The 17,529-nt window shown below is 63.3% G+C and carries 18 protein-coding genes; 16 read left to right on the top strand and 2 right to left on the bottom strand.

Features of this window, described 5'->3' with window-relative positions; genetic code table 11:
• The first annotated feature begins 22 nt into the window (after positions 1–22).
• Complete coding sequence (gene orn, locus BUB23_RS02260) at positions 23–568, top strand: oligoribonuclease (protein ID WP_073101432.1); 546 nt, start codon at positions 23–25, stop codon at positions 566–568.
• A gap of 6 nt (positions 569–574) precedes the next feature.
• Here orn and paaX read toward each other — a convergent pair whose 3' ends face one another.
• A complete protein-coding gene (gene paaX, locus BUB23_RS02255) occupies positions 575–1,531 on the bottom strand; it encodes a phenylacetic acid degradation operon negative regulatory protein PaaX (RefSeq protein ID WP_073101431.1) in 957 nt (318 codons plus the stop codon).
• A gap of 142 nt (positions 1,532–1,673) precedes the next feature.
• Between paaX and paaA the strand changes: the two genes are divergently transcribed.
• The 14 genes from paaA to BUB23_RS02185 all read left to right on the top strand — a co-directional run bounded on the left by paaA (position 1,674) and on the right by BUB23_RS02185 (position 15,047).
• A complete protein-coding gene (paaA, locus tag BUB23_RS02250) occupies positions 1,674–2,666 on the top strand; it encodes a 1,2-phenylacetyl-CoA epoxidase subunit PaaA (protein ID WP_073101430.1) in 993 nt (330 codons plus the stop codon).
• A 52-nt stretch (positions 2,667–2,718) separates the two neighbouring features.
• The gene (gene paaB / locus BUB23_RS02245; RefSeq protein ID WP_073101429.1) at positions 2,719–3,006 is read left to right on the top strand and encodes a 1,2-phenylacetyl-CoA epoxidase subunit PaaB; all 288 of its coding nucleotides are present in this window, start codon (positions 2,719–2,721) and stop codon (positions 3,004–3,006) included.
• Between the two features lie 8 nt (positions 3,007–3,014).
• Entirely contained in the window at positions 3,015–3,779 is a 765-nt protein-coding gene (paaC, locus tag BUB23_RS02240) for a 1,2-phenylacetyl-CoA epoxidase subunit PaaC (RefSeq protein WP_073101428.1), read from the top strand.
• 35 nt (positions 3,780–3,814) lie between these two features.
• Complete coding sequence (paaD, locus tag BUB23_RS02235) at positions 3,815–4,285, top strand: 1,2-phenylacetyl-CoA epoxidase subunit PaaD (RefSeq protein ID WP_143160861.1); 471 nt, start codon at positions 3,815–3,817, stop codon at positions 4,283–4,285.
• Positions 4,285–5,367: a 1,2-phenylacetyl-CoA epoxidase subunit PaaE gene (paaE, locus tag BUB23_RS02230; RefSeq protein WP_073101427.1), complete on the top strand. Its 1,083-nt coding sequence runs from the start codon at positions 4,285–4,287 to the stop codon at positions 5,365–5,367. The genes paaD and paaE overlap by 1 nt, the downstream gene beginning before the upstream one ends.
• Positions 5,368–5,393: 26 nt before the next feature.
• Positions 5,394–7,058, top strand: coding sequence for a phenylacetic acid degradation protein PaaN (gene paaN / locus BUB23_RS02225; protein ID WP_073101426.1), 1,665 nt, complete (start codon positions 5,394–5,396; stop codon positions 7,056–7,058).
• A 28-nt stretch (positions 7,059–7,086) separates the two neighbouring features.
• Complete coding sequence (paaG, locus tag BUB23_RS02220; RefSeq protein WP_073101425.1) at positions 7,087–7,875, top strand: 2-(1,2-epoxy-1,2-dihydrophenyl)acetyl-CoA isomerase PaaG; 789 nt, start codon at positions 7,087–7,089, stop codon at positions 7,873–7,875.
• Positions 7,875–8,348 (top strand): hydroxyphenylacetyl-CoA thioesterase PaaI, encoded by a 474-nt coding sequence (paaI, locus tag BUB23_RS02215; RefSeq protein ID WP_073101424.1) that lies wholly within the window; start codon positions 7,875–7,877, stop codon positions 8,346–8,348. The genes paaG and paaI overlap by 1 nt, the downstream gene beginning before the upstream one ends.
• 37 nt (positions 8,349–8,385) lie before the next feature.
• A complete protein-coding gene (gene paaK / locus BUB23_RS02210; protein ID WP_073101423.1) occupies positions 8,386–9,702 on the top strand; it encodes a phenylacetate--CoA ligase PaaK in 1,317 nt (438 codons plus the stop codon).
• Between the two features lie 103 nt (positions 9,703–9,805).
• Positions 9,806–10,255 carry a holo-ACP synthase gene (acpS, locus tag BUB23_RS02205; RefSeq protein WP_073101422.1) on the top strand — a complete coding sequence of 150 codons (450 nt, stop codon included), beginning with the start codon at positions 9,806–9,808 and terminating at the stop codon, positions 10,253–10,255.
• Entirely contained in the window at positions 10,252–11,310 is a 1,059-nt protein-coding gene (gene nagZ, locus BUB23_RS02200; protein ID WP_073101421.1) for a beta-N-acetylhexosaminidase, read from the top strand. Before acpS ends, nagZ begins: the two co-directional genes overlap by 4 nt.
• A complete protein-coding gene (gene uvrC, locus BUB23_RS02195; protein WP_073101420.1) occupies positions 11,273–13,096 on the top strand; it encodes an excinuclease ABC subunit UvrC in 1,824 nt (607 codons plus the stop codon). The genes nagZ and uvrC overlap by 38 nt, the downstream gene beginning before the upstream one ends.
• Before the next feature lie 15 nt (positions 13,097–13,111).
• Positions 13,112–13,693 (top strand): CDP-diacylglycerol--glycerol-3-phosphate 3-phosphatidyltransferase, encoded by a 582-nt coding sequence (gene pgsA, locus BUB23_RS02190; protein ID WP_073101419.1) that lies wholly within the window; start codon positions 13,112–13,114, stop codon positions 13,691–13,693.
• 55 nt (positions 13,694–13,748) lie between these two features.
• Positions 13,749–15,047, top strand: coding sequence for an MFS transporter (locus tag BUB23_RS02185; RefSeq protein ID WP_073101418.1), 1,299 nt, complete (start codon positions 13,749–13,751; stop codon positions 15,045–15,047).
• A 4-nt stretch (positions 15,048–15,051) separates the two neighbouring features.
• Here BUB23_RS02185 and queF read toward each other — a convergent pair whose 3' ends face one another.
• Positions 15,052–15,876, bottom strand: a complete 825-nt coding sequence (gene queF, locus BUB23_RS02180; RefSeq protein ID WP_073101417.1) for an NADPH-dependent 7-cyano-7-deazaguanine reductase QueF — start codon at positions 15,874–15,876, stop codon at positions 15,052–15,054.
• Positions 15,877–16,175: 299 nt separating this feature from the next.
• Here queF and aceA point away from each other — a divergent pair, with 299 nt between their 5' ends.
• Positions 16,176–17,504, top strand: coding sequence for an isocitrate lyase (aceA, locus tag BUB23_RS02175; protein WP_073101416.1), 1,329 nt, complete (start codon positions 16,176–16,178; stop codon positions 17,502–17,504).
• Positions 17,505–17,529 lie beyond the last annotated feature (25 nt).

The raw sequence follows: 17,529 nt of genomic DNA, 5'->3' as shown, positions 1-17,529 counted from the left end.
CTGTGTTTTAAGGAAGGATTATATGGCGGTAAACGAACAGCGTTTGGTGTGGCTAGATATGGAAATGACCGGCCTGGATCCTGAAAAGGAGCGGATTATCGAAGTGGCGGTGGTTATTACCGAGCCTGACCTGACCTTTGTCGCTGAAGGTCCAGTGCTCGTTATACACCAGAGCGATGAATTGCTCGACGCCATGGACAAATGGAATCAGTCGACGCACGGCAAAAGCGGCCTGATCGACAAGGTCAAGGCGTCCACGCTGACCGAAGCGCAGGCCGAAGAGCAATTGCTGGATTTCCTCGCCCAGTACGTGCCCGCCGGCAAATCGCCGATGTGCGGCAATACCATAGGGCAGGACCGCCGCTTCATGGTCAAGTACATGCCGCGGCTCGAGGCGTTTTTCCATTACCGCAATCTCGATGTCAGCACCCTGAAAGAACTTTCCTTGCGCTGGAAGCCCGAGGTCTACCGAAGCTTCGTCAAGAAAAGCCGGCACGAAGCCTTGGCCGACATCTACGAATCGATCGAAGAGCTCAAGCATTATCGCGAGCATTTCATCAAGCTGTAGGCCGGGCTAGGCCGCGGCTTGCTTGCCGGCCCGCCGCGGCCGGCCTCCGAAGCGCTTGTACACATAGGGCTTGGCCGCCTGGTAGCGGGCGGAGTCCTGGTCCAGCAGCTGGTTCAAATGCTGCTCGGCCAGGTCGAATACCGCCCAGTACAGTTCACCGCATAGCTCCCGGGCCGCATGGCCGGGCCATTGTATGGGCAGCATCTGGCTGGGCAGCTGCGGGTCATGCAAAACGATGCGGCGCCATTCGTGTATGGTCAGGGCGCGCACCGCAAAGGCCTGCGAAGGGCGTATGTCTTCGTTGACGGCCCGGAGCATGGGGCCGAATGTATCCGAAAATTCCCGGTACTGGCGCGCCACGCCGTCCAGGTCCCAGCATTGCGAAATCAGCGAACTGATGACCAGGCCATTGCCCTGGTTCATTTCCTGGGCGCTGAGCACCAGGGCGTTGTCCGACAGCTTCAATTTGCCGAGCACTTTCCGGGCGACGCCGGCATGGTCGCGGGGCAGGGCGAAGATGCCGGGGGCAATGGCGCCAAAGCCGGCCCAGATCAGTTCGCGCCGGACTTCGCCGCGCTTGCTCAGGCTGCCGTTGCCAAAGCGCGGCAGGATCACCAGCGTCCAGTCGCCTTCCCATTGCGCCGGGGAGCCTTCGTAGATGCGGCTCGACGCCTGCCGGGTGAGTTCCTCGCCCTGTTCGCTCAAGCGATAAAGGCTGCGGCGCCCATGGCGCTCGGATTGCAGCCAATCCTGCGCCACCAGCCGAAAAACGCTGGTGCGCAGCAGTCTTTCGTTGATGCCCAGGGGCGTCACCAGTTCGATCAGGTCGCTCAGCCATATGCTGCCTCCGTGCGGGCCGATGGCGTCGCCCAGCAGGGTGACGCACAGGGACTTGGCCCGCGGCGGGTCGCGTTCGAGCAGGGAATGGATCAGGCGCTGCAGCGTGCTTTGCGAGTCTTGCATGACTAAGGGTATCCATGGACTGAACAGCCATCTTATACGAAGCTGCCACCGGCTTATTTGATACTAAAATATAATTGACATCAATATTTTTGTATTAAATAATGAAGACATAAAGCTTGTGCAAGATTACTAGGAGACTGCCATGTATGCCCAGCTCGTGGAAACCGGGGTTAAAAGCGTTCGTTCCGTCGATCAGCTGACAGGGCCAGAGCTGGCGTTCCAGCAGCGCATCGATGACGGCATCCGGATCGAGCCCAAGGACTGGATGCCCGAGGCCTACCGCAAGACGCTGGTGCGCCAGATTTCACAGCACGCGCATTCGGAAATCGTCGGCATGCTGCCCGAGGGCAATTGGATCACCCGGGCGCCGTCGCTCAAGCGCAAGGCCATCCTGCTGGCCAAGGTGCAGGACGAAGCCGGCCATGGCTTGTATTTGTACAGCGCCGCCGAAACCCTGGGAGTCTCCCGCGATGATCTGGTCGACGACCTGCATGCGGGCAAGGCCAAATACTCCAGCATTTTCAACTATCCCACACTGACCTGGGCGGACATCGGCATGATAGGCTGGCTGGTCGACGGGTCGGCCATCATCAACCAGATTCCGCTTTGCCGCTGTTCCTACGGCCCTTATGCGCGCGCCATGGTGCGCGTCTGCAAGGAAGAATCGTTCCACCAGCGCCAGGGCTATGACCTGCTCATGCAAATGTGCCTGCACGGCACGCCGGCTCAGAAAGACATGTGCCAGGAAGCCTTCAACCGCTGGTGGTGGCCGGCGCTGATGATGTTCGGCCCGTCGGACGCCGACTCCCCCAACAGCGCGCAATCCATGCAATGGCGCATCAAGTTGTTCAGCAATGATGAGCTGCGCCAGAAAATGGTGGACCAGACCGTGCCGCAGGCCGAATACCTGGGCCTGAAGGTGCCCGATCCCGACTTGAAGTGGAACGAGGAACGCGGCCATTACGACTTCGGCGAAATCGACTGGCCCGAGTTTTATGCCGTGATCAAGGGCCATGGGCCCTGCAACCGCGAACGTCTGTGGGCGCGCGTCAGCGCCCACGAAGAGGGCGCCTGGGTGCGGGAGGCTTTTTCCGCCTACGCCGACAAGCAGGCCCGCAAGCGGGCCGCCGCCTGACGATTGTTTATTGACCGCAAGGCGCGCCGTCAGCGGCGCCGGGGATACGAAAATGAGCCAAAACGGATGGCCCCTCTGGGAAGTCTTCATACGCAGCCAGCACGGCCTGGCCCACAAGCACGTAGGCAGCCTGCACGCGCCCGATGCGGAAATGGCCATCAACAATGCGCGCGATGTCTACACGCGCCGCAATGAAGGGCTGAGCATCTGGGTCGTCAAGGCGGCCGACGTGGCCGCCAGCAGCCCGGGCGACAAGGAGCCGCTGTTCGAGCCGGCCAACAGCAAGGTTTATCGCCACCCGACCTTCTTTCCCATGCCCGACGAAATCAAGCACATGTAGGAGCTGCCATGGATCATGCCTTGTTCCAGTATCTGCTGCGCCTGGGCGATACGACGCTGATACTTTCGCACCGCTTGTCCGAGCTGACGGGCCATGGCCCGGCGCTCGAGGAAGACCTCGCCATGACCAATGTGGCGCTCGACCTGCTGGGCCAGTCGCGCCGGTGGCTGACGCTGGCGGGCGAAGTCGAGGGCCGGTCGCGCGACGAGGACCAGCTTGCCTATTTGCGCGACGCTCCGGAATTCCGCAACTACCTGCTGGTGGAGCGGCCCAATGGCCATTACGGCGACATCATCGCTCGCCAGTTCCTGTTCGATGTCTGGCATTATTTTCTGCTCAAGGAACTCTGTTCGTCGTCCGACGAGCGGGTGGCGGCGATAGCCGGAAAGTCCCTCAAGGAAGTGGGGTACCACGTGCGCCGCTCGTCGGATATTATTGTGCGCCTGGGCGATGGCACGGCCGAAAGCCACGCCAGAATGCAGGAAGCCGTCGACGACGCCTGGCGTTTCGCCGGCGAACTGTTCGCCGACGACGAAATCGTCGCGGCCATGGCTGATCGCAGGGCGGCTCCCCGCCACTCGCAGCTGTGGCCCGCCTGGTTCGAGCATGTGCGCTCGACGCTGCAGGAGGCGACGCTGCGGGCGCCCGACGCCGACGGCGCCAATCATCCCGCCTATCGCGGCGGGACCAGCGGCCGCCATACCGAGGCGCTCGGCTACATCCTCGCCGAGATGCAGCATCTGCAGCGCGCCTATCCGGGAGCGGCGTGGTGAACGTCAGCGCAAGCCCCTACACCATCGACGAGGTCATGCATTGGCTGAGCCAGGTCCCCGACCCGGAAATTCCGGTGCTGTCCGTGGTCGACCTGGGCCTGATCCGCGATGTCGCGTGGGACGGCCGGGCCTGTGTGGTCACCATCACGCCCACTTATTCGGGATGCCCGGCCATGCAGGAAATTTCCGCCGATATAAAAAACACCCTGCTGGCGCACGGCATCGAGCAGGTGCGAATCGAAACCCGGCTCGCGCCGGCCTGGACCACCGACTGGATGACGCCCAAGGGCCATGAGGCGCTGCGCGGCTTTGGCATTGCGCCGCCCGGCGAAAAAGCCATCGATGTTTCGGGCATCACGCGGCGCGCCGCGGGCGTGGTGGTGCCTTGCCCCTTGTGCGGTTCCAGCCATACCCGCCTGATCAGCCATTTCGGCTCGACCTCCTGCAAAGCCCTGTATCGCTGCAGCGATTGCCGCGAACCCTTCGACTACTTCAAGGCGCACTGATGAATTCCTTCTATTCATTGAGAGTGGCTTCGGTCGCCAAAAATACGCGCGACGCGGTGGTGGTGACGTTCGACGTACCCGGCGGCCTGGACGACAAGTTTTCCTTCCGCCCCGGGCAATACCTGACGCTGCGCGCCACGGTCGACGGCGAAGAGCTGCGCCGCTCCTATTCGATTTGCGCGGCTCCCGGCGACAGGCAACTGCGCGTGGCCATCAAGCGCATGAATGACGGCGCCTTTTCCAGCTGGGCCAACCAGCATCTGCAGGCGGGCCAGGTCATAGACGTGATGCCTCCCGACGGCAATTTCACCATCGAGTTTTCGCCCGGCAACGCGCATCGCTACGCGGCCTTCGCGGTGGGCAGCGGCATCACGCCCATCCTGTCCCTGATCAAGACGGCGCTCGATACCGAGCCCGGCAGCAGCTTCACCTTGTTCTTCGGCAACCGCGCCTCGTCGGCCGTGCTGTTCCGCGAAGAAATCGAAGACCTCAAGAACCGCTACATGACGCGGTTTTCCCTGGTCTATGTGATGAGCCGCGAGCATCAGGACATCGAGCTGTTCAACGGCCGCCTGGACGGTCCCAAGGTCGAGCAGCTGCTCAGCCTGTGGATGGACCCGGCGCTGATCGATTACGCCTTTGTCTGCGGTCCGCAGGACATGACGGAGTCGGTCACGCAGGCGCTGGCCGCCAAGGGCCTGGATAAATCGCGCATCAAATTCGAGCTGTTCGGCTCGCCCAAGGGTCCGCGCGCCCTGCGCACCGGCCAGGACGCGCCCAAGGCGCCCGGCAAGGCGCTGTGCGAAGTCACCGTCATACAGGACGGCGTCACGCGCACGCTGACCATAGAAAAGAATCGGGACAGCCTGCTGGATTCGGCCCTGGCGCAGGGCATCGAACTGCCTTATTCCTGCAAGGGCGGCGTCTGTTCCAGCTGCCGCTGCAAGGTGATCGAAGGCGAAGTCGACATGGATGCCAATTTTGCGCTCGAAGACTATGAAGTGGCGCGCGGCTTTGTTTTATGCTGCCAGAGTTTTCCGGTAACGGACCGGCTGGTCATCGATTTCGACCAGGAAACCTGATCCAATAATCAACAGGAGTAAGCCCAGTGTCCACCGATTTCTTCAATACGCATCAGCAAATGCTCGAACAGGCGGTAGCCGCCGCGTCGGCGCGCGGCTACTGGAGCCCGTTTTCGGAATCGCCCAGCCCGCGCGCCTATGGCGAAACCGCCAATGACGATGGGCGCGCCGCCTTCGAGGCTTATCGGGGCGGGGATTTTCCTTTGCGCCAGGATGGCGCCGCGGGCAGCGTCGGCGGCGAGGTGTCGCCTTTCGGCCTGGAGCTGAATATCCGCTATCCGCAAGTTCCGGCGCAAGCGCTGATCGGGCAGTCCGAAAAGGCGCTCGATTCCTGGCGCGAGGCGGGCCCGCGCGCCTGGGTGGGCGTGGCGCTGGAAATCCTCAAGCGCCTGAACCAGCGCAGCTTCGAAATGGCCTATGCGGTGCAGCACACCACGGGGCAGGGCTTCATGATGGCTTTCCAGGCGGGCGGCCCCCATGCGCAAGACCGCGGCGTGGAAGCGGTGGCGTATGCCTGGCAGGAAATGGCACGCATCCCGGAGCTGGTGTCCTGGGAGAAGCCGCAAGGCAAGCAGGACCCCATCAAAATGCAGAAGCAGTTCACTATCATTCCGCGCGGCGTCAGCCTGGTCATCGGCTGCTCCACCTTCCCCACCTGGAATGCTTATCCGGGGCTCTTTGCCAGCCTGGCGACCGGCAATACGCTGATCGTCAAGCCCCATCCGGCCGCCATCCTGCCCTTGGCGATTACCGTCGGCATCGCGCGCGACGTGCTGGCCGAGGCGGGCTTCGATGCCAATGTCGTGCAACTGGCGGCCCACAGCGCCAGCGACGACACCGCTCAGGCGCTGGCCTTGAGCCCCGCGGTCAAGCTGATCGACTTCACCGGCAGCAGCGCCAACGGCCAGTGGCTTGAAGACCACGCCCGCCAGGCCCAGGTGTATACCGAGAAGGCCGGCGTGAACCAGGTCATTATCGATTCGGTGGATGACTTCAAGAGCGTGGCCCGCAACCTGGCTTTTTCCTTTGCCTTGTATTCGGGCCAGATGTGCACGGCGCCGCAGAATGTATATATCCCGCGCGACGGCATCAGGACGGCCGAGGGGCGGCTGGGCTTCGACGAAGTGGCGGCCGGCCTGGCGCTGGCCATCGAAAAGCTGACGGCCGATCCCGCGAAGGCGGTCGAAGTCACCGGCGCGATCCAGAATGCCGCGACCCTGCGGCGCATCGAAGAGGCCAGGGCGCTGGGCTTGCCGGTGCTCAGCGACAGCCGCAGCCTGGCGCATCCGCAGTTCGAAGGCGCCACGGTGCGCACGCCCCTGATGCTCAAGGCCGATGCCGACAACCCGGCGATCTTGCGCGAATGGTTCGGCCCCATCGTATTCGTGGTGGCAACCGATTCCACCGGGCACAGCATCGAACTCGCCCGGCAAACCGTCATCGATCATGGCGCCTTGTCCCTCTCGGCCTATACCACCGACGAGGCGGTGGCCGGGGCAGTGCAAAAAGCCGCCGAGCGCGCCGGCGTATCCTTGTCGCTGAACCTGGCCGGGCCGGTATTCGTCAACCAGACGGCGGCATTCAGCGATTTCCACGGCACCGGCGCCAACCCGGCGGCCAATGCGTCGCTTTCCGATTCGGCTTATGTGGCCAACCGCTACCGCGTCGTGCAAACGCGCTGGCACGCCTGATAAAACACCATAAACATAAAGGGACACAATGAGCTACGAGAACATCGAATTCGAACTGGCGGACGCCATCGCGCGCATTACCTTGAACCGCCCCGACAAGCTCAACAGCTTTACGGCGGCCATGCACGGGGAACTGGCGGATGCGCTGGCCCAGGTCGAAACCCGCGGGGCGCGCGTCCTCGTCTTGTCGGGCAAGGGGCGCGGTTTTTGCGCCGGCCAGGATTTGTCCGAACGCCAGATGAGCGCGGGGTCGGCGCCTGTCGACCTGGGCGCCACCATAGAAAAATATTATGCGCCCCTGGTGCGCCGCCTGCGCGCCCTGCCCATGCCGGTGGTGGTGGGGGTCAATGGCGTAGCCGCGGGCGCGGGCGCCAACCTGGCCTTGGCCGGCGATATCGTCATTGCCAGGCAGTCGGCCAGTTTCATTCAGCCGTTTTGCCGACTGGGCCTGCTGCCCGACACCGGCGGCACCTATGCGCTGCCGCGCCTGGTGGGGCAGGCGCGCGCCATGGGGCTTGCCTTGCTGGGCGATAAGCTGAGCGCCGAGCAGGCCGCGCAATGGGGCTTGATCTGGCAATGCGTCGCCGATGACCAGTTCGATGCCCGCCTCGAAGAACTGGCGCTGCACTTCGCCCAGGCCCCCACCAAAGGCCTGGCCTACACCAAGCGCGCCCTGAACCTGAGCCTGGGCAATTCGCTGGACGAGCAATTGGACCTGGAGCGCGACCTGATGCGCGAGCTGGGCGCCAGCGCGGACTACGCCGAAGGCGTGGCGGCTTTCCTGGGCAAGCGCCCGCCCGTTTTCAAAGGACAGTAATGAATTCCCCGCCATCGGCGCGCGGCGCGGCGCCGTTCGAATTGCCCGGCGATCCCCAGGAACTGGCCGAGCTCGCGGCAAGAACCATGTACGACAACGATGCCGCCACGCAGGCGCTGGGCATGCGGCTGCTGTCCGTTGCGCCAGGCCAGGCCAGCATGGCCATGACGGTGCGCGCCGATATGCTCAATGGCCATAAAACCTGCCATGGCGGCTTCATTTTCGCCCTGGCCGACAGCACTTTCGCGTTCGCCTGCAATTCCCGCAACATGGCCACGGTGGCGTCTGGCTGCGCCATCGACTACCTGGCGCCCGGATTCGAAGGCGATGTGCTGACGGCGCGGGCGGCGGAGTATTCGCTGGCCGGGCGCACCGGCGTGTACGACGTCCATGTCAGCAACCAGGACGGCAAGCGCATCGCCGTCTTCCGCGGCCGTTCATACCGGATAAAAGGCCAGGTTGTAGGCGATTAATGTAGTTGACCATAATGAAGCAAGGGTGGAGTCAGACATGTCAGAATCGAAAACGTCGAATGCCGGGCGCGAGGCCATCGAGCATGCCAGCCAGGATGAACTGCGGGCCTTGCAGCTCGAGCGCATGAAGTGGTCGCTGGCGCACGCCTATGAAAACGTGCCGCATTACAGGAAAGCCTTCGATGCGGCGGGCGTCCATCCGGACGACTTGAAGCAGCTGTCCGACATTGCCCGCTTTCCGTTCACCACCAAGCAGGACTTGCGCGAGAACTACCCGTTCAAGATGTTTGCCGTGCCGCGCGAACAAGTCATGCGGATTCACGCCTCCAGCGGCACGACCGGCAAGCCGACCGTGGTGGGCTATACGGCCAGGGACATCGATACCTGGGCCGACCTGGTGGCGCGCTCGATATGGGCGGCGGGCGGCCGCCCCGGCGATATCGCCCATATCGCCTACGGCTACGGGCTGTTCACCGGCGGACTGGGCGCGCACTACGGCGCCGAGAAACTGGGCTGTTCGGTGGTGCCGATGTCGGGCGGGCAAACCGAGAAGCAAGTCCAGCTGATCCAGGACTTCCAGCCCGCCATCATCATGGTCACGCCCTCGTATTTCTGCAATATCCTGGAGGAAATGGAGCGCGCGGGGCTGGACCCGCGCGACAGTTCGCTGCGCATAGGCATCTTCGGCGCCGAGCCCTGGACGGCCAGGATGCGCGACGATATCGAACAGCGCGCCGGCATCGACGCGCTGGATATCTATGGCTTGTCCGAGGTCATGGGACCCGGGGTCGCCATGGAATGCGTCGAATCCAAAGACGGTCCCGTGGTCTGGGAGGATCATTTCTACCCTGAAATCATCAATCCCGATACCGGCGAGCCCGTGGCCGACGGCGAGTCGGGCGAACTGGTGTTCACCTCGCTCACCAAGGAAGCCATGCCGGTCATACGCTACCGCACGCGCGACCTTACCTGCCTGCTGCCCCCGACATCGCGCAGCATGCGCCGCATCGGCAAGATCACCGGCCGCAGCGACGACATGCTGATCGTGCGCGGCGTCAACCTGTTCCCGACCCAGGTCGAGGAAGTCGTGTTGCGGATTCCCGAGCTGGCGGCGCAATATCAGTTGGTGCTGACGCGCAGCGGCAACTTGGACGAGCTCGAGATCCTCACCGAAGTGCGCTCCGAGTTCGATCACCTGAGCGTCGCCGACCGCGATGTCCTGGCCGTCAAGCTCCAGCATGCGGTCAAGACCTATATCGGCGTTTCGGCGCGCGTTACGGTGCAAACCTCCGGCCTGGTGGAGCGCACCCTCACCGGCAAGGCCCGCCGCGTCGTCGACAAGCGGCAAAGGTAGTAAAGCCGGGCCGTTTTTTTTCATACCCCCCACAAGGTATCATTCCATAATTCGGACCGCGCCACGGCTGGCGCGGCGCAAGGATGAACCACCGGATGGGTAAATGATCGCGCAGGCAGGAAAAGGCAAGGTCGCCGGCATAGGCGTGGATCTGTTGCGGGTCGACCGCATAGCGCAGGTCTATGCCCGCCACGGGCGGAAATTCGTGGAGCGCATCCTCGGCCCCCAGGAAATCGAAAAATTCCAGCGTAGATACCAGCGCGATCCGCAGCGCGGCATCCGTTTCCTGGCTACGCGCTTCGCCGCCAAGGAAGCCTTTTCCAAGGCCATAGGCCTGGGCATGCACAGCCCCATGTCGTGGCCGCGCATGCAGACGCTCAACGAAGCCAGCGGCAAGCCGCTGGTCCAGCTGTCCGAGCCGCTGGCCGGCTGGTATCGCCAGCGCTTTGGCGCGGCGCATGTTTCAATTACGGATGAAAGCGATACCGTCGTGGCCTTCGTCATGATAGAAACGCTTCCCTCCCTTCAGGATCAAACGGATAAAACAGTATGACAGCCCAGAAGACGCGTGCAAGCCTGCCGCCTGGACCGGTGATGGTGGATGTGCAAGGCACGGCGCTGACCGATCACGAACGCGCCCGCCTGCGTAATCCGCTGGTGGGCGGGGTGATCCTGTTCGCCCGCAATTTCGACCATCGCGAACAATTGGCGGACCTGTGCCGCGCCATCCATGCCGAGCGCGATGAACCGCTGCTGATCGCGGTCGATCACGAAGGAGGCCGGGTGCAGCGCTTTCGCACCGACGGCTTCACCGAAATCCCGGCCATGAGCGTATTCGGCGAATTATGGTCGGAAGACTCGCTGGCAGCCATGCGCCTGGCCTCGGAGACCGGCTATGTGCTGGGGGCCGAACTGCGCGCCTGCGGCGTGGACCTGAGCTTCACGCCCGTGCTGGACCTGGATTACGGCGTCAGCAAGGTCATAGGCAATCGCGCCTTTCACCGCGACCCGCGGGTGGTCACCATGCTGGCCCGGGCGCTGATACAAGGGCTGATGCTGGCCGATATGGCGGCCTGCGGCAAGCATTTCCCGGGCCATGGCGCCGTCGAGGCCGATTCGCACCACGAAATTCCCGTCGACCAGCGCAGTTTCGAGGACATCATGCAGGAGGACGCCGCGCCGTACGCCTGGCTGGGCGACATGGTGCTGCCTTCGGTGATGCCTGCCCATGTGATCTACCCCAAGGTGGATCCGCATCCGGCCGGCTTTTCGCGCCACTGGATAGGCAAGGTCTTGCGCCAGGACCTGGGCTACGGCGGCGTCGTGTTCTCGGACGACCTGACCATGGAAGGGGCCACCGTGGCGGGCGATATCCTGGCCCGCGCCCAGGCCGCCCTGGGGGCCGGCTGCGACATGGTGCTGGTATGCAACCGCCCCGATCTGGCCGACGACCTGCTGGCCCGCCTGCAGGCCGAGTCCAGCCCCGAATCCATCCAGCGCATCCGGCGGCTGATGCCGCAAAAGCCCGCCTGCGACTGGGAAACCCTGCAAGCCGATGAACGCTACCAATATGCCAGACGACTTCAATCTCAAATCGTTTCTGGCTGACCTGCCGCATCTGCCCGGGGTATACCGGCATATCGATGCGCAAGGGGAGGTGCTGTACGTAGGCAAGGCGCGCGATCTGAAAAAGCGCGTGAATTCCTACTTCCAGAAAACGCCCGACAGCCCGCGCATCGCCCATATGGTGGCGCGGGTCGTGCGGCTGGAGGTCACGGTCACGCGTTCGGAAGCCGAGGCCTTGCTGCTCGAGAACAACCTCATCAAGCGCCTGAAGCCTCGCTACAACATTCTGTTCCGCGATGACAAGTCCTATCCCTACCTCATGCTCAGCGCCCATGCCGCGCCGCGCATTGCCTACTATCGCGGCAGCACCAGCGGCAAGGGGCGGTTTTTCGGGCCTTATCCCAATGCCTGGGCGGTGCGCGAAACCATACAGATCCTGCAGCGCGTATTCCGCCTGCGCACCTGCGAGGACAGCGTGTTCGCCAATCGCTCGCGGCCCTGCCTGCTGTATCAAATCGGACGCTGTTCCGCGCCTTGCGTGAACCTGATCTCCCCCGCGGACTACCAGGCCGATGTCGAGCGCGCCGTGCAGTTCCTGGACGGCCACGCCAAGGAGGTCATGCATGATATCGAGGCGCGCATGCGCAAGGCGTCCGAGGCGCTGGACTTCGAGCAGGCCGCCGTGCTGCGCGACCAGATGGGGTCCCTGGCCAAGGTCTTGCAGCAGCAGTCCATGGAAAAAGTCGGCAACGACGATGTCGATGTCATTGCGCTGGCGTCGGCGGGCGGGCGCGTGTGCGTGAATCTCGCCATGGTCCGCGGCGGCCGGCATCTGGGCGACAAGCCTTTCTTTCCTTCGCACACGAACGACGACAGCCCCGGCGATGTGCTGGCCGCCTTCGTGGGCCAGCACTATGTCGAAAGCATCATGCCGGCGGTGCTGGTGTGTTCACATCCCTTGCCCGACCCGGATCTCGTCGCGCTGGTGGCCGGGCAGGCGGGCGTCAAGGCGCGCATGATCATCAAGCCCCAAGGCATACGCAAGACCTGGCTGGAGCAGGCCATGAAGAATGCCGAACTGGCGCTGGCGCGCCTGTTGACCGAGTCCAGCGCGCGCGCCGCGCGCACCCTGGCCCTGGCCTCGGCGCTCGAACTGGACACCGACGAGGCGGCATTGGACGTCCTGCATATCGAATGCTTCGACATCAGCCATACCGCCGGCGAAGCGACGCAGGCTTCCTGCGTCGTGTACCGGCACCACGACATGCAGCCGTCCCTGTACCGCCGCTACAACATCGCCGGGATCACCCCGGGGGACGACTACGCGGCCATGCGCCAGGTGCTGACGCGCCGCTTCAGCCGCGTGGCCGATGGGCAGGCGGACATGCCTGATATCGTGCTGATCGACGGCGGCAAGGGCCAGGTCGAAATCGCGCGCCAGGTCTTTGTGGAGCTGGGCCTGGATACGCGCACGATAGTGGGTGTATCCAAGGGCGAAGGGCGCAAGGTCGGCCTGGAGACGCTGGTGTTTGCCGACGGGCGCGAACCCGTGGCCCTGGGCATCGAATCGGCGGCGCTGATGCTGGTGGCGCAGATCCGCGACGAGGCGCACCGCTTCGCCATTACCGGCATGCGCGCCCAGCGCGCCAAGGCGCGCAACGTGTCGCGCCTGGAAGAAATCGAGGGCGTGGGCGCCAGGCGCCGCCAGAAGCTGCTGGCGCGTTTCGGGGGCTTTTCGGGCGTGGTGGACGCCAGTGTCGACGACTTGCGCTCGGTGGACGGGATTTCGGCGGATCTGGCCGAACGTATCTATCAAGCGCTGCGATAAGGTAGTATTCAACCTATGCCTTTCAATTTACCTATCGCCCTGACTTGGCTGCGCATAGCCATGATCCCACTGATCGTGGGGCTTTTCTATATTCCGTCCGACTGGATACCCCTGCCGGTGCGCGATATGGTCGGCGCGCTCGCCTTCATCATCGCCGCCCTGACCGACTGGTTCGATGGCTGGCTGGCGCGGCGCTGGAACCAGACCTCGTCCTTCGGCGCCTTCCTGGACCCGGTGGCCGACAAGCTGATGGTATGCGCCGCCTTGCTCATCCTGCTCGACCTGAACCGCGTGGATTCATTCATCGCCCTGGTCATCATCGGACGGGAAATCACCATATCGGCATTGCGCGAATGGATGGCTAAAATAGGCGCGAGCGGCAGCGTGGCCGTGCACCGGCTGGGCAAGTTCAAGACAGTCGCCCAGATGGTGGCCATTCCCTGCCTGCTTTACTGGCAGCCGCTGTATGGGGTGTCCACCAGGATGGTGGGGCAGGTGCTTATCGTGGTGGCGGCCATCCTGACCGTATGGTCCATGTGCTATTACCTGCGCCGGGCCTGGCCGGAAATCCGCGACAAGGGCGGCAGCTCGGCTTAGCCCGCGCCACGGCGCAAGCCGGCAATGATCTCGGTTTATACAAGAAGGCTTACGCATGAGTTCCGCAACCCTCGACCCTCTCCCCGACGACTCCGACCTGAAGCGCAAAGACTGGCTGATCATCAGCCTGGTGGGCGCGGTGCATGCCAGCTCGCACTTCTTTCAACTGGTGCTGCCCACGCTGTATCTCTCGCTGGCCCATGAATATGGCTATGATTTCGTCAAGCTGGGCTTGCTGGCGTCGGCCTTCTTCCTGGTTTCATGCCTGGGGCAGGCCTCGTCGGGCTTCGTGGTCGATCGCATCGGACCCGCGCCGGTGCTGCGCTTCGGCCTGACATGCTTTGTGCTGTCCGGCATATTGATCGCCGTCTCCAACGGCTACCTGATGCTGCTTCTGGCCGCGGTGATCGGCGGCATAGGCAATTCGATTTTCCATCCGGTGGATTATTCCATACTCAACCACAGGGTAAGCGCGCGCCGGCTGGGCCATGCCTTCAGCACCCACGGCTTGACCGGCAACCTGGGGTGGGCGCTGACCCCGGTATTCATGGCGACCATCATCTATCTGTCGAATTGGCGTGTCGCGGCGTTTTCCGCCGCCGCCCTGGTGGCGGTGGTCTTGCTGCTCACCTGGCTCGGCCGCGGCCTGCTGGCCGGCAAGAACCAGGTGCAAGCGCTCGCCGCCGATGACGGCCCCGCTGCCGCCCCGGGCGCCGGGCAGGCCGACCTGGCCAACCAGACGGCCATGCAGACCCTGGTCACCTTGCTGGCCCAGCCCTCCCTGTGGGGCGCCTTCCTGTTTTTTGCATTCACCTCCATGGCCTTGTCGGCCGTGCAGAACTACACCATACCCATGCTGGGCGAGGTCTACGGCATCGACAAGATCCTCGCCGGAACGACCTTGTCGGCCTATATGGTCGCGGCGGCCCTGGGCATGCTGGCGGGAGGCTTCCTGGTCGGCGCCACGCCCAATACCGAACGCACGGTGGCGGTTTCGCTGGTCATGGCGGGGCTCCTGCTGGTGGTGCTGGCCTACGGCGCGGTGCCGCCATCCTTTGCTGTCGTCCTGGTGGCGCTGGCCGGCTTTTGTTCGGGCGTATCGGCGCCATCGCGCGATATGCTGATCCGGCGCGTCACGCCCAAGGGCGCGACAGGCACAGTGTATGGCCTGGTCTATTCCGGCATGGATGTCGGCTCCTCGCTTGCGCCGGCGGGATTCGGCCTGATGCTTGACGCCGGCCTGGTGCGCGGGCCATGGTTCGGAGCGGCCACGGGCTTCGGCGTGGCGGCCATGCTGGCCTTGTGGGTGGCCAGGTCGGCCAGCGGCGCCACGCTGCGCACCGCGCGCGCCTAGCCGTTCATTGCCTTACGGTGCGGACCTGGCTGACGCTGGCCGGCCGGCTGCTGCGCCAGGGGTTGATATCCAGGCCGCCGCGGCGCGTATAGCGGGCGTAGACCAGCAGGGATTCCGGCTGGCAGGCTTGCCAGATATCGCAATACATTTGCTCGACGCAGTGTTCATGGAACTCATTGTGGCGGCGCAGCGAAACAATGTATTCGAGCAGGGCGGCGCGATCGATCTGCGGCCCGGTGTAGCGCACCTGCACGCTGCCCCAGTCGGGCTGGCCGGTGACCGGGCAGTTGGACTTGAGCAGGTCCGACATCAGGGTTTCGCTGACCAGCGCGGCGTCGGGCTGGCAGCGCAGCAGGCCGGCCGAAGGCCGGTAGGCGCTCACATCGATGTCGGCATCGTCGATGCGGATGCCTTCCATCGGCCGGCATAGCTGGGTGCTCTGCCCGATATGGGTATCGATTTCGACTTCGACAGGTGCCCCGGCGGCCTCGGCCAAGTCCCGCGCCAGGCATGCGCGCACCAGGCCGCTGTGCTCGAAGCGCTCTTCGTTCAGTGAATTCAAATACAGCTTGAAAGACTTCGATTCCACCAGCCGCGGGCTGTCGGCGGGAAAGGTGAAGCGCGCCACGCCCGCCACCGGCTTGCCCTTGGGCGTAAGCCAGGACATCTCGTAGGCATTCCAGATGTCGTCGCCATGCCAGGGATGGGGAATGCGCAGCTTTTCGCGATTGGCGGCGCGGTCTATCGGAAAAAGCAGGGCAGGGTCGTACGAGTCCGGGTAGGAAACGTCTTGCCCCAAAGGGGCGCGGGCGAGAATAGGATCAGGCATGGCAAAAGAATGGGACGGGCATCGACCGTCCATTGTACCCCCGCCGGGAGGCTGTATTCCACATTATGAAAATTTGTTCGCGACATGTGAAATGGCCGTGCTGCATTGCACGATAGGATGTTTCACAGCAAAGAATATCGTTTCGTATTGTGGAAATAAATTCATATATCATTGATTTTAAAGAAATATATTTTTTGTCTTATATAAGACATAAGTGCCATCCGCCACGCAGCAAAGGCGTAGACTTTTCTCAACGGTTTCCCCTTCTGTCTTTGTCTTACTTTACAAGGAATAGCATCATGAGCACACGAGAAAATGAAATTCGCAATTTGCAGAAAAGCTGGGCGGAAGAGGCCCGCTGGCAAGGCATCAAGCGCGGCTATGGCGCCGAGGAAGTCATACGCCTGCGCGGCTCGGTCGTCGTCGAGCACACCCTGGCGCGCCGCGGCGCCGAGAAATTATGGGGCTTGCTGCATTCCGAGCCCTTCGTCAATTCGCTGGGCGCGCTGACCGGCAACCAGGCCATGCAGCAAGTCAAGGCCGGGCTGAAAGCCATCTATCTTTCGGGCTGGCAAGTGGCGGGAGACGCCAACGGCGCCGGAGAAATGTACCCCGACCAGTCGCTGTACCCCGCCAATTCGGTGCCACAGGTGGTAAAGCGCATCAACAACGCGCTGACGCGTTGCGACCAGATCCAGTGGATGGAAGGGACAAACCCGGGCGACGAGGGCTACCTGGATTATTTCGCGCCTATCGTGGCCGACGCGGAAGCGGGTTTCGGCGGCGTGCTCAACGCCTTCGAACTGATGAAATCCATGATAGAAGCCGGCGCCGCGGGCGTGCATTTCGAAGACCAGTTGGCGTCGGTGAAGAAATGCGGCCATATGGGCGGCAAGGTGCTGGTGCCGACCCGCGAAGCCGTGGCCAAGCTGGTTTCCGCCCGGCTGGCCGCCGACGTGCTCAACGTGCCCACCTTGCTGCTGGCGCGCACCGACGCCGACGCGGCCGACCTGGTGACCAGCGATATCGATGAAAACGACAAGGCCTTCATCACGGGTGAGCGCACCGTCGAGGGCTTTTTCCGCACCCGCCCGGGCATAGAGCAGGGCATTTCCCGCGGCCTGGCCTATGCGCCCTACGCCGATCTGCTGTGGTGCGAAACCTCGACCCCCAACCTGGAATATGCGCGCCGCTTCGCGGAGGCGATCCACCGCCAGTTCCCCGGAAAAATGCTGGCCTACAATTGTTCGCCATCGTTCAACTGGAAAAAGAACCTGGATGACGCCACCGTAGCCAAGTTCCAGCGCGAGCTTGGCGCCATGGGGTATAAGTTCCAGTTCATCACCCTGGCCGGCTTCCATGCCCTGAATTACGGCATGTTCGAACTGGCTCACGGTTACGCCCGCCGGCAAATGAGCGCCTTCGTGGAGCTGCAGCAGAAAGAATTCGCCGCGGCCGAGCTGGGCTTCACGGCGGTCAAGCACCAGCGCGAAGTGGGTACCGGCTATTTCGACGCCGTGACGCAAGCCATCGAAGGGGGCCAGTCTTCCACGACGGCGCTGACCGGCTCGACGGAAGAGGCCCAGTTCGAAGGCGCCGCCGGCCAGGCCGGCCTCAAGGTCGCCTGACGCCGGCCTGCGCGGCGCTGTGAGC

It is taken from the genome of Pollutimonas bauzanensis, from assembly GCF_900129885.1.
Classification (GTDB): Bacteria; Pseudomonadota; Gammaproteobacteria; order Burkholderiales; family Burkholderiaceae_B; genus Pollutimonas; species Pollutimonas bauzanensis.
Note: the sequence above shows the minus strand (reverse complement) of the source record. Positions and strands in the feature narration are given on the sequence as shown.